We start from the raw sequence: 13067 nt of genomic DNA, 5'->3' as shown, positions 1-13067 counted from the left end.
TGTTAGGTAAAACACGAAGAAAGCGAGTCGAAATGGAAAAAACGTACGATATTATTATTGTTGGTGGTGGTCCGGTTGGCCTCTTTGCTGCCTTCTATGCTGGCTTGCGCAATACCAAGGTGCTTTTATTAGAAGCATTGACGGACCTTGGCGGTCAGGTGCAAACGCTGTACCCCGATAAAAAAATTTGGGACGTTGCGGGGTTACCAGGTGCTTCTGGTCGCGAATTGATTGACCGTCTCAAAAAACAGTTGGCGAAGTTTCCGGTCGATGTTCAGACGGAAGCCAAAGTAACGGATATTGTCCGTGTTGGTGGTAACTGGCAAATCGCGATTAATGACGGGCAAACGAGCGTGACTGGCCGTTCAGTGATTTTAGCCACTGGGAAGGGGGCCTTTGAGCCCCGCCGGTTGCAAATTGACAACGAGGCTGAACTGGAAGGGCATGGCCTGTCTTATTTTGCCCCGGACCTTTCACTATACAAAAATCAGGAGGTCGCGGTTCTTGGTGGTGGTGACTCGGCAGTTGATTTAGCGGAGCAACTAGACTCGATTGCTAAGAGGACTTATCTGATTCATCGCCGGGACCAATTCCGAGCTTTGGAACAGGCTGTATTGGCTTTAGAGCAAACCAAGGTGATTAAGAAAACACCCAAAAAGGTTAAAAGCGCTCAAAAAACGGCCGATGGCCGACTAGAATTGACTCTCCAACACGTCAAAGATAAGGACCAGCAGGAGCAGCTGGTTGTGGATAACCTCCTTGTTCAGTATGGGTTCTTAACAAAGGGACAAGCCGATACTGGTTGGCAAGTTGATCTTGATTGGGATTCAGCTGGCATCGTTGTGACTGACCAGATGAAAACGAAGCAACCAGGCCTCTTTGCCATTGGGGATGCTTCATCTTATCCGAATCATGTTGATTTAATTGCCACTGGCTTTGGTCAAGCACCGGCGGCCGTGAACGCAGCAATTGCTGCCATTGACCCTGACCGAGGTGGTCCTGGTCATTCATCTTCAATGAATTTGTAAAGGAAAGTTTTCGCTACTAAGACAGAAGCGGAAGCTTTTTTGTCTGTTGTCGATTTGGTTATCAAAACAAAATTTTTTGCTTGATTTTGATAAGGTTGCCTTTTTTGACCTGCTACTGTAACAATTTCGAGGCTAATGCTGTAAAATAGAATCGGAGAGGGTTTATGACGTAGTCGGGTAATTTTTTTCTTTGGGGATAACTAAATTTTTTGAAGTTAGATAACCAGTCTGATTTTAAAACTATCGAAAAGATGGACGAAATGATTACGTTCGGTTTAGTTTGCTACGTTCAAAATATTGCAATTAAGAAAGCGGAGGTAACCAACCATGATGCACAATAATCAAGATAATCACCCTAGGCACCGATTAATGTTTACAGCCGGTGCGACAACATTAGCAGCAACGGGGGCTGTTTTTGGGGCGACCGTGTTGAATCAAAATCAAACAGCCAGTGCTGATCAAGTTCAGGGGCAGGCACAATCCCAAGTCGACCAACAAAGTCAATGGCAAGCAAATTCGCTTGACCAGGTAAAGGCTGCCATTGCCAAGCAGGGTCAAGGACAAAATATTCATGGCTATGCGACGCAGTGGGGGGGACACCTTGGGTGTGATTGCCCAGGCTTATGGTCTTAGTACGGAACAGGCAGCCCAGCAGTTGGGCTTGGATGACCAAGGACTGTTGATTTCAGGATATCGCTTGGGTGACCAGGCTCAAGTGATTCAAAAACTTAAAAACGCTGGTGTCTTGCTGTCTGCTGGAGCTGTTCAAGTAAGTCAGAGTCAAACGAGTCAGCCGAACTTGGTGTTGATGCAAAAGGGCGCACCAACGACTGATTCTGCTCAGGTGGCAGCCGATTCACAGGCCATTTCACAAGCAATTAGTCAGGGAAGTCAGACGGGTAGCCAGGCAGCAACGACGGCCGCTGCCCAATCAGTTGCTCAGAGTCAATCTTTGTCGGTGACTAGTTCGCAGGCCACAGCTCAGTCAATGACGGCAAATGTCAACCGAAGCCAAGCAAGTCAAGCACCGTCTATTTCTGGTTCGAGTGCTGGTGCACAACAGGCAAATACTGACAAGACCTATGCAATGGAGCAAAATGCCACTCAAGTAGCTGGTTCACAGTCAGTTGATTTGTACTCACAGACGCAGTCGTTGAGTCAGGCGCAAGCTGCAGCTTCACAGGCACCTAGCTCGCAGGCTACTGTTTCACAGGCTGGTACTTCGCAAGTAGCCAATTCAGAAGCAGTTACCTCTCAGGCACAAAGCTCTCAGGCGGCCACTTCACAGGCTACTAATTCTGAAGTAGCTACATCGCAGGCATCAAGCTCACAAGAAGCGTCATCGGAGGCTGCTACTTCTCAAGAGCCCGCTTCACAAGCAGTGGCATCCCAAGCACCTGCCTCACAGGCTGTCGTTTCAGAGGCACCGGCTTCTCAAGAAGTAACGTCACAGGCAACTACTTCACAGGCCCCAGCTTCAACAAGCGTAGCAGTGCAGCCGACTGCTACTGCGAATAAGGTCAACACGGATCAGGTAATTAATTGGTTCTATGACCATCAGGGAAAGTTGACTTATTCCATGACGGGATCGCGTAATGGTGCCGATGGCACGGCCGATTGTTCTGGTGCGATGACAGAAGCCTTGTATGAGGCCGGTGCATCAAAGCCTGCTTACCTGTACAATACGGACTCTTTGCACGGTTATTTGGAACAAAACGGTTATCAACTGATTTCAACGAATACACCATGGGATGCACAACGTGGTGATATCGTTATTTGGGGTCAGCAAGGTGCCTCAGGTGGATCTGCTGGTCACGTTCAAATTATTGTCTCAAACGATCCAAATGCCCGCGCCATTTCCGTTAACTACGTAACGGGTGGCCAAACGGGTACGGCTGTTCAAGAATGGAATTATGACGCAGCCTATAATTACACGGCAAATGCCAATGGCGGTAGTCTGGCATACTATGTTTACCGACAGATATAAGTAGTTAAAAAGCTAATGAAACCAGAGATGGTGTCATTAGCTTTTTTTGATGCTTGATTTAAAAAAATCAGGTTAAGTAAACAATTTTTAAGACACAAAAAAATCCTTGAGGAATTCCTCAAGGATTACTGTAGTGGTCAGTCAGGGGCTCGAACCCTGGACCCACGGATTAAGAGTCCGTTGCTCTACCAACTGAGCTAACTAACCATGGAGTTGTCTTAAACAACAAAAAATAGTATATCATGGTTATGGCAGTTGAGCAAGCTTTTTAGCGAAAATAAATGGATATTTTCAATAATTTTTTAGTGAGTTCGTTGATGTTACATCAGGCGTTGGCTTCAATGACCACGGTATTACCCTCGGAGTCCTTGACTGTGACTGCGACCTTATTGTTAAAACGTGCTTCTTCTTTTTCGATTGCCACAAAATTATTGGCTAAGTGCTTTTTTAATTCAGGGAGGTGGTCACGTACTAAGAGTTCAAAATCAGCTCGCGGTTGGCCCTGAACAAAAGTAAGGTCTTCGTGATCAACCACTAAGATGCGGTCAGTTTGAGCGCCACTTTGAGGGAGGTCAAAGACGTCGCGCCAAAAACGAAAGGCACGATTGGGGTCTTGTGCGGGAATTTCTTTATGGTTCAGTTTACGAGCTTTCATCTACTTTGATTCTCCAAGAAACAGGTTCGCGTTATAATAACAAGGAACAGTGATTTGTCATGTTCTTTTATCCAGTATAGCCCAAAGAGGGGGCCTTGACCATGCTTGTAATGGCAAAGTGTGGTAAACTAAATCTTATGGCATTATTAGAAGTAAGTGGGCTCTCAATGGCCTACGCAGAAAAAACATTATATGACGATGCTGACTTGGAATTGCAAGCCGGCGAACACATGGGGATTGTCGGTCAAAACGGGGCCGGTAAGTCAACTTTGATTCGGATTTTGACGGGGCAAGTCTTGCCACTATCAGGTCGAATTGATTGGGCGAAAAACCTGAAAATTGGCTACTTGGACCAGTATGCAGAAATCCCAGAGGGGATGACTCTGGTTGATTTCTTGCATACAGCTTACAAGGACCTCTATGATAAGCAGGATCGCGCAACGGAATTGTACGAAAAGTACGCCGCTACTGCCGATGATAAGCTGCTTGAGCGAGCAGGACGCTTGCAAGAGGAACTGGATGCGGCTGGTTTTTACGACGTTGATACCGAAATCGAACGGGTTATTTCCGGTTTGGGCTTGGAAGCCATCGGTCGTGACCGTGAATTGGAACACATGTCCGGTGGTCAGCGTGCCAAGGTTATTTTGGCCAAGTTGCTCTTGGAAAATGACGATGTCATTATCCTTGATGAGCCCACCAACTATTTGGATGTTTCCCACATCGAATGGTTGGAAGGCTTTTTGCAGGGCTTTGAAGGCGCAGCCATGATTATTTCGCACGATTTTGATTTCTTGGATAAAGTGACCAACGCGATTGCTGATGTTTCCTTTGGTAAGATTACCAAGTATCGTGGTTCTTTCCAAAAGGCGATGCGCCAAAAGGAAGAACGTTCTGAACAGCAAATGCGTCAGTACGAGAAGCAGCAGGTTGAAATTGCCAAGGCTGAGAAGTTCATTGCAAAAAACAAGGCGCGGGCTTCAACTTCTAAGCAGGCGAAGTCTCGTGAAAAGATGCTGGCCCGGATGGATAAGGTTGATCCACCTTCAGAAAACCTGAAGGCTAAGTTTAACTTCCCATATGTCAATTCCCAGTCGGCGGCCGCTTTGACCGTGACTGATTTGTCAGTTGGGTATGAACAGGCAATTTTGGAACCAGTGTCATTCTCGTTGACAACGGAAAAGAAGATTGTCTTTGCTGGTTTCAACGGGGCAGGAAAGTCGACGTTGATTAAGTCAATTTTGGGCGAAATTCCCTCTCTTGGCGGTCAGGTGGAATTTTCACCATCAGCCGTAGTTAATTACTTTGACCAGGACTTGGACTGGGATAACGACCAGCAAACGCCATTACAAGCGATGCAGGACTTATTCCCAACGATTTTGCCAAAAGAATTGCGGCAACGATTGGCAGGAGCCGGTATTAATGCTGAAAATGCGCAAAAGCCGTTGTTCCAGCTTTCCGGAGGGGAACAGACGAAGGTCAAGCTCGCCATTATGGAAATGAAGCCTTCGAACTTCTTGATTCTTGATGAGCCAACGAACCACTTGGATGAAGAAACGAAACAAGCTTTGTATAAGGCGATTAAGGCGTTCCCAGGTAATGCCATTATCGTTTCCCACGAAGTTTCCTTTACGAAGGATTTAGCGGATCAAACTTTAAACGTGGCCGCTTTGTCTTACAAGGAAAATCCGGAATAAAGCAGATAAAAGTGAATAATAAAGGCCAAAAGGATAATTTTGTTAACAAAATTATCCTTTTTTGATGTTAGGAAAAATAACAAATCCCGTCAAAATGAGCATTTTAAGCGGTAAACTAGGCCACGAAACAACAAAGTAATCGTTTTTATTAAAAAATTATTTGAAAACGGTGTGTTTGTCTGATAAGATTAAACAAACATTAAGTTGTACCGAGGAGGAAGCATAATGAAACGATGGCAGAAATGGACTGTTGCGGCAGTCGTTGTTCTGGTCGCAGTTGGAGGTTCTCGAGCTGCAGGCTGGTGGGGCACAAGTCCCGCAGATGATAAATCAACGTTAAACTTTGGTTTGGCAACTGATATTCAAACATTGGATATGTCGAAAGCGACTGACCAATATTCTGATACGATTCTTGGTAATACGGAAGCCAACTTGTTACGGACAAATTCTAAGGGAGACGTTGTCCCTGACTTGGCTAAGTCATATAGCGTCTCATCAGACGGTTTGACTTATACCGTTCAATTGCGTTCTGGATTGAAGTGGTCAGATGGCTCCGCCTTGACTGCTAAGGACTTTGTATACTCATGGCAGCGAATTGCTGATCCAAAGACTGCCTCACAGTATTCATACCTGACATCAGGTGTGAAGAATGCTGATGACATCGTGGCTGGTAAGAAGCCGATTTCTGATTTGGGTGTTAAGGCTGATGGCAATACATTGACTTTCACTTTGGAAAAGCCAATGCCACAATTTAAGTACCTATTGAGTTTTGCTCAGTTCACACCACAGAAGGAGTCCTTCGTTAAGGAAAAGGGTTCTAAGTATGGAACAACTGCAGCAAATCAAATCTATTCAGGTGCTTACAAGTTCGAAGGCTGGAATGGAACCAATGGTAAGTTCAAGATGGTCAAGAACGATAACTATTGGGACGCCAAGAATGTGAAGACAAAGACGATTAACTGGCAAGTTATCAAGAACCCTGAAACTGCTATTAAGTTGTACAAGCAAGGTAAGATCGACCGCGCTGCGATTACTAACTCACCTGAAATGTATTCAGCAAACAAGAGCAACAAGGATGTTGTGAATAGCGCAATGGCTTCAGCAACTTATTTGGAGTATAACCAAGCTAAGAACCCATTCTTGCAAAACGAAAAGATTCGCGAAGCTTTGAACTTGGCAACTAACCGTAAGGACTTGGCTTCACAGGCAACGGGTGGAACTCGTGATGCCGCTAAGAGTTTGGTTTCAAACAACTTGGTTAAGGCTGCAAATGGTCAAGACTTGTCTAATTATGTTGCTCCTGGCTACACTTACGACAAGGAAAAGGCAAAGCAACTCTTCGCTGAAGGAATCAAGGAAGTTAACAAGGGTAAGATGAGTGTTACCCTTGAAACGGATGCTGATAGCCCAATTGCTAAGAACACTGTTGACTACTTGAAGCAAGCTTACGAATCAACGTTTGGTGACCAAATTTCAATCACTGAGAAGATTGTGCCATTCAAGCAACGTTTGCAAGATTCACAAAACGGTAACTTTGATATTGTTGTTTCTAACTGGAACGGTGATTATCCTGATGGTTCAACCTTCTACGACATGTTCAAGGCAACTGACACTGGTATGAATAACGGTCAGTTTAAGAACCAAGATTATATTGATGCCGTGACAAAGGCTGAAAGCACGGATGCTAACAACCCATCTGCCCGTGACGCTGACTGGAAGGCAGCTGAAAAGGCTTTGATGGATTCCGCAAACATCAACCCATTGCTTTCATGGAAGGGTGCTTCATTGGCCCGTCCAAATGTTAAGGGCATTGTGACAAACCCTGCTGGTTTGCCATTAGATGTTACCCGGGCATACCGTAAGTAATGTAATTTAACAATTATTCAATTTGAATACACTAGGCAGGTCATTGAGAGAGACGTCCCGTATCATAATGGACACCCTTTATGTGACCTGCCTTTGATGTGAAGCGTGTCTTTCTAAAAAGGCCATATTAAATTAGTTTAAACCAACAACGATAATTTCGTTATAGCGCTAGGAGAGTCATTAAAATGGCCAAATACATTTTAAAACGAGTGTTAATCCTGCTAGTCACGTTGTGGATTGTGGTTACGGCCACGTTCTTCTTGATGCAGATTTTGCCAGGAACACCGTATAATAACCCGCATTTGTCGGCCTCGGCAATTGCCCAATTGAATCAAACCTATGGTTTGGATAAACCCGTTCTGGTTCAATACTTTGATTACCTTGTTAATCTGTTGCATGGTGACCTTGGTACTTCTTATCAGTACCAGAACCAATCAGTTTCAACGCTGATTGGTCAACGATTGCCAGTTTCTGCGCAACTTGGTTTGCAAGCTTTAGTTGTTGGAATCTTGCTTGGCCTTTGGTTCGGAGCGGTTTCTGCTAAGAACCAGAATAAGAAGACGGATGGTTTCTTGGGAATTATTTCCACTCTGGGAATCTCGGTTCCTTCCTTTATCTTAGCCATCGTCTTGCTTTACGTCTTTGGTTACAACCTTGGTTGGTTGCCAGTTTCCGGTTGGGGTGATAGCTTCTCCGAAACAATTTTGCCAACTTTGGCCTTAGCTGTTGGCCCTGCGGCAACGACTACGCGATTTGTTCGTTCCGAAATGATTGATGTTTTGCATTCGGATTATATCCAACTGGCCCGGGCGAAGGGATTGACCGGAACACAGTTAATCCGTAAGCACGCTTACCGGAACTCGATGATTCCGATTTTGACGCTGATTGGTCCAATGGTTGCCAACCTGTTGACCGGATCAACTTTGGTTGAAAACATCTTTTCAATTCCTGGAATTGGGCAACAGTTTGTTTCCTCAATTCCAACAAAGGATTATCCGGTTATTATGGGAACCACTATTGTTTATGCGGCGATGTTGATGGTCTGCATCTTGATTACCGATATTTTGACGGCAATCGTTGATCCACGAGTTCGGTTGAAGTAGGGGGAGAACATGGAAGAAGTACAAAATGAATTTTCCCTCGTTGGGATTGAAGATAAGTCGGCCAGCGAAAATATCGTGAAGCCCGCTTTGTCGACTTGGCAAAGCGTTTGGCACCGTCTTCGTAAGAATAAATTAGCAGTTGTCAGTTTGGTTTTCTTGGTTTTGGTTATGCTCTATGCGCTGATTTCAATACCACTTGTTAGCCAAAATTCAGCGAACCAATTTGATACGGGTACCGCTAAATATAAGAATTTGCCACCAAAGTCAGGTTTGCCAATTCCAGGTTGGGATGGCAATATGACCACTCCAGGTGCTACTGAGTCGGTTGATGTTTATGCTAAGAACGATGTTGACCAAAACTTTATTTTGGGAACGGATAACCTTGGCCGTTCAGTGGCCAAGCGTGTGACGGTTGGTTTGAGAATTTCACTCTTTATTGCCATCGTTGCCACAGCCATTGACCTTTTGATTGGTGTTGGCTACGGGTTAATCTCCGGTTGGCTTGGCGGTTGGGTTGATACCGTTTTGCAACGTGTGATTGAAGTGATTTCAGCCATCCCAAACTTGGTTGTTGTGACCCTGCTGGCCATGCTTTTTGGTTCAAGTATGTGGTCAATTATTTTAGCCATTGCTTTGACCAGTTGGACCGGAATGGCCCGTCAGGTTCGTAATTTAACTTTAACTTATAAGGAACGTGATTTCGTCCTGGCGGCCAAGACTTTGGGTGAGTCTGGACCAAAGATTGCTTTGAAGCACTTGGTACCAAACATGTCTGGAACAATTATCGTGCAAATCATGATGACGATTCCATCTGCCATCATGTTCGAAGCTGTTTTGTCAGCTATCAATTTGGGTGTTAAGGCACCAACTGCCTCACTGGGAACATTGATTACTGATGGACAGAACATGTTGCAATACTACCCATATCAGATTTTGATTCCATCAGTTGTCTTGGTCTTGGTATCATTGGCTTTCATCCTCTTGGGTGATGGTTTGCGCGATGCTTTTGATCCAAAGATGGCGGATGAATAAGGAGGCCTTCATGGTAGCACCAATTTTACAAGTAAAAGACCTCCGCGTGGACTTTAACACTTATGCTGGAAAAATCCAGGCGATTCGAGGCGTTAATTTTGATTTAAATGCTGGCGAAACCCTTGCTATTGTTGGGGAATCTGGTTCTGGTAAATCAGTGACGACAAAGACCCTCCTCGGTCTAAATGCTCAAAACGCTGAATTAGGTGAAGAGAGTCAAATTCTCTACAACGGTAAGAATTTGGCCAAATTGTCTGAAAAAGAATGGGAAAGTTATCGTGGCTCTGAAGTCGCCATGGTCTTTCAGGATCCAATGACTTCATTAGACCCAACGATGAAGATTGGCAACCAGATTGCGGAACCAATCATGAAGCATCACGAAGTTGAAAAGGCCGAGGCACTCAAGAAAGCCTTGCAACTGATGAAGGATGTTGGTATTCCAAATGCCGAAGAACATATCAATGATTATCCTCACCAATGGTCTGGTGGAATGCGTCAGCGTGCCGTTATCGCCATTGCGCTGGCCGCTGATCCAAAGGTTTTGATTGCTGATGAACCAACGACTGCCTTGGATGTGACGATTCAGGCCCAAATCTTGCAGGTCTTGAAGAAGTTGCAAAAGAAGAACAACACGGCGATTATCTTTATCACCCACGATTTGGGTGTCGTAGCTGGAATTGCCGATCGAGTGGCTGTTATGTATGCCGGTAAGATTGTTGAAACAGGCCTGGTGAACGAAGTCTTCTATAATCCACAACATCCATATACATGGGGATTGTTGGGTTCAATGCCATCAACGAAGACGGAGTCTGGTACCTTGCAAGCCATCCCGGGTACACCACCGGACTTGCTTTACCCACCCAAGGGTGATGCTTTTGCGGATCGAAACGTCTATGGTTTGGCAATCGATCATGAAAAGCAACCACCACTCTTTGAAGTGTCACCAACTCATTTTGCAGCCACATGGCTCTTAGATGATCGGGCACCAAAGGTAACACCACCACTTGAGATTCAGCGTCGCCAAGCATTTTGGCAGACCTTAGAAAATGAGGGGGCCAAGTAATGCAAAATCCAGATGCAAAGAAATTAGTTGAAATTAAGGACTTGAACCTGACTTTTAACGCTGGTAAAAGCAACGCCACCAAGGCCATTGATGAGATTTCCTTTGATATTTACGAAGGAGAGACTTTTGGTTTGGTTGGGGAATCAGGCTCAGGAAAGACGACGATTGGTCGGACGATTCTGAAGCTTTACAACCAAGACTCAGGAACCATTACTTTTGATGGCCAAGATTTGGGTCAGTTGAAAAAGCAGGGGATGAAGGACTTTCGTAAGCAAGCGCAAATGATTTTCCAGGACCCACAGGCCTCATTGAACGGCCGTTTGCGGGTTGAAGATATCATTGGTGAAGGTCTTGACCAGGTTGGTTACAGCAAGAAGCGTGCCGAACGCGAAGCGAAGGTATTGGAATTGTTGAAGCTGGTTGGCTTGAACAAGGACCACGCCTCACGATACCCACACGAATTCTCTGGTGGACAGAAGCAACGAATCGGAATTGCCCGTGCGTTGGCTGTTCAGCCAAAGTTTATCATTGCCGATGAACCAATCTCGGCCTTGGACGTTTCTGTTCAGGCCCAGGTTGTCAACTTGTTGGCTGATTTGCAAAAGCAAAACAAATTGACTTACCTCTTTATTGCCCACGATTTGGCCATGGTCAAGTACATCTCTGACCGAATCGGTGTGATGCACTGGGGAAAGTTGGTTGAATTGGGTACTGCGGATGAAGTTTATAACCATCCATTGCACCCATATACCAAGAGTTTGCTTTCGGCTGTGCCCGAACCTGATCCAATCGTTGAAAAGCAGCGTGTGATTAAGCCATACGATGCCAGCTTCGAAAAGGATGGACAGGAACGGAAAATGGTTGAAGTTGAACCTGGTCACTTTGTCTTGGCAACACCAGCGGAAGCTGAGCAATACAAGGCAGAACAAAAGTAAATCAGGTCACTTTACGTGCCCACTGTTTTCTAACTAAAACAGTTTAAATTAAAAAAGCGTTTCAGGATGAACTGAAAGTAGATGTTTCTGCGCTCAGCCCTAGCCCTGAGCGCTTTTTTCATGTAAAATAAGCTTATTATGGAAAACTTTGAACAAGAATTACAAAATCGGCGGACATTCGCCATTATTTCCCATCCCGATGCGGGAAAAACAACCTTAACGGAGCAATTACTCCTCCATGGTGGCGTTATTCGCGAAGCCGGAACGGTCAAGGGTCGTGGGGCCAAGAAGATGGCTTCATCGGACTGGATGGCCATTGAGCAACAGCGTGGTATCTCTGTTACCTCATCTGTCTTGCAGTTTGACTATGAGGGTAAACGTATCAACATTTTGGATACACCGGGGCACGAAGATTTCTCGGAAGATACTTATCGAACACTGATGGCCGTTGATTCGGTTGTCATGGTTGTTGATGCCGCGAAGGGAATTGAGCCACAAACCAAGAAGCTGTTTGAGATCGTTTCAAAACGTGGGATTCCTGTCTTCACCTTCTTTAACAAGATTGATCGTGATGCCCGGTCACCATTAGATTTGGTTGACGAATTGGAAAGCATTCTGGGGATCCAAGCATACCCAATGAACTGGCCAATTGGGTCTGGACAGATTTTGCAGGGCATTTATGATTTGAAGCAAAAGGAAATGATTCCCTTTAAAAATGCAGCTGATCATCCAGAAGTTCGTCAAGAAGGTTTGGATGAAGTCGAATTGTTGGAAGATGCTGGGAACCAATTTGATGAAGAGGCCGTTGCCACGGGTAAGTTAACACCTGTCTTCTTTGGTTCCGCCTTAGCGAACTTCGGTGTGACCGAATTTTTGCGAGAATACCTGACTTACGCGCCAATGCCTGCGCCGGTCACAACAGTTGATGACCGAGTGATTGAACCAGATAATCCTGAATTTACTGGATTTGTCTTTAAGATTCAAGCCAACATGGATCCTCGTCACCGTGACCGAATCGCTTTTGTGCGAATTGTCTCCGGTGCTTTTGAACGGGGCATGGATGTCACGCTGGAAAGAACGGGTAAGAAGCTTCGTTTGGCCAATGTGACCCAGTTTATGGCGGAAGAGCGTGAAAACGTTCAGGGAGCCGTTCCGGGCGATATTATCGGTGTTTATGATACCGGGAACTTCCAAATTGGGGATACGATTTTCTCTGGTAAGAAGGCTGTGCATTTCCCTGATTTACCAACCTTTACTCCTGAGTACTTTAACAAGGTCATTGCCAAGGATGTGATGAAGCAAAAGTCATATCACAAGGGCATTACCCAATTGGTCCAAGAAGGAACCATTCAGCTTTATAAGTCATGGAACTCAAGCGAATATATTCTTGGTGCCGTTGGACAATTGCAATTCGAAGTATTCAAATTCCGAATGGAAAATGAATATAACGTTGAAATTCAATTTGAGCCGATTGGTTCGAAGGTTGCCCGCTGGATTAACCCAGACCAAGTGGACGAAAAGATGGCTTCATCGCGGAACTTGTTGGTCAAGGATCGCTATGACCGTCCCGTCTTCTTATTTGAAAATAATTTTGCATTGAACTGGTTCAAGGATAAGTATCCGGACGTTCAATTGGAAGCAAAGATGTAAGTAAAAATGCCACCATTGCGATGGTGGCATTTTTCTTTGGATTAAGATAAACGA

At 45.1% G+C, this 13067-nt stretch carries 11 protein-coding genes and 1 tRNA gene; 10 read left to right on the top strand and 2 right to left on the bottom strand.

The genetic code is table 11. The features are described from left to right. Positions 1-32: 32 nt before the first annotated feature. The 3 genes from AOQ32_RS06525 (at position 33) to AOQ32_RS09215 (ending at position 3015) form a co-directional block, all read left to right on the top strand. Positions 33-1028: an NAD(P)/FAD-dependent oxidoreductase gene (locus tag AOQ32_RS06525; RefSeq protein ID WP_059394104.1), complete on the top strand. Its 996-nt coding sequence runs from the start codon at positions 33-35 to the stop codon at positions 1026-1028. 327 nt (positions 1029-1355) lie between these two features. Next, complete coding sequence (locus AOQ32_RS06520; protein ID WP_148666525.1) at positions 1356-1661, top strand: hypothetical protein; 306 nt, start codon at positions 1356-1358, stop codon at positions 1659-1661. Next, positions 1600-3015 (top strand): peptidoglycan amidohydrolase family protein, encoded by a 1416-nt coding sequence (locus AOQ32_RS09215; protein WP_242976723.1) that lies wholly within the window; start codon positions 1600-1602, stop codon positions 3013-3015. The genes AOQ32_RS06520 and AOQ32_RS09215 overlap by 62 nt, the downstream gene beginning before the upstream one ends. A 134-nt stretch (positions 3016-3149) precedes the next feature. Here AOQ32_RS09215 and AOQ32_RS06505 read toward each other — a convergent pair. Further along, positions 3150-3222, bottom strand: a tRNA-Lys gene (locus AOQ32_RS06505). 118 nt (positions 3223-3340) lie between these two features. After that, positions 3341-3670 (bottom strand): VOC family protein, encoded by a 330-nt coding sequence (locus AOQ32_RS06500; RefSeq protein ID WP_059394101.1) that lies wholly within the window; start codon positions 3668-3670, stop codon positions 3341-3343. Between the two features lie 137 nt (positions 3671-3807). Between AOQ32_RS06500 and AOQ32_RS06495 the strand changes: the two genes are divergently transcribed. The 7 genes from AOQ32_RS06495 to AOQ32_RS06465 all read left to right on the top strand — a co-directional run bounded on the left by AOQ32_RS06495 (position 3808) and on the right by AOQ32_RS06465 (position 13013). Then, positions 3808-5364, top strand: coding sequence for an ABC-F family ATP-binding cassette domain-containing protein (locus tag AOQ32_RS06495; RefSeq protein ID WP_047974944.1), 1557 nt, complete (start codon positions 3808-3810; stop codon positions 5362-5364). Between the two features lie 225 nt (positions 5365-5589). Further along, on the top strand, positions 5590-7230 hold the full coding sequence (locus tag AOQ32_RS06490) for a peptide ABC transporter substrate-binding protein (protein ID WP_059394100.1): 1641 nt from the start codon (positions 5590-5592) through the stop codon (positions 7228-7230). Between the two features lie 185 nt (positions 7231-7415). After that, positions 7416-8333, top strand: a complete 918-nt coding sequence (locus AOQ32_RS06485) for an ABC transporter permease (protein ID WP_059394099.1) — start codon at positions 7416-7418, stop codon at positions 8331-8333. Positions 8334-8342: 9 nt separating this feature from the next. Continuing rightward, positions 8343-9365, top strand: coding sequence for an ABC transporter permease (locus tag AOQ32_RS06480; RefSeq protein ID WP_059394098.1), 1023 nt, complete (start codon positions 8343-8345; stop codon positions 9363-9365). A 10-nt stretch (positions 9366-9375) separates the two neighbouring features. Then, entirely contained in the window at positions 9376-10428 is a 1053-nt protein-coding gene (locus AOQ32_RS06475; RefSeq protein WP_059394097.1) for an ABC transporter ATP-binding protein, read from the top strand. Continuing rightward, positions 10428-11363 (top strand): ABC transporter ATP-binding protein, encoded by a 936-nt coding sequence (locus AOQ32_RS06470; protein ID WP_059394096.1) that lies wholly within the window; start codon positions 10428-10430, stop codon positions 11361-11363. Before AOQ32_RS06475 ends, AOQ32_RS06470 begins: the two co-directional genes overlap by 1 nt. A gap of 138 nt (positions 11364-11501) precedes the next feature. Then, positions 11502-13013 (top strand): peptide chain release factor 3, encoded by a 1512-nt coding sequence (locus AOQ32_RS06465; RefSeq protein ID WP_059394095.1) that lies wholly within the window; start codon positions 11502-11504, stop codon positions 13011-13013. Positions 13014-13067 lie beyond the last annotated feature (54 nt).

Source organism: Fructobacillus tropaeoli (assembly GCF_001047135.2).
Lineage (GTDB): Bacteria > Bacillota > Bacilli > Lactobacillales > Lactobacillaceae > Fructobacillus > Fructobacillus tropaeoli.
Note: the sequence above shows the minus strand (reverse complement) of the source record. Positions and strands in the feature narration are given on the sequence as shown.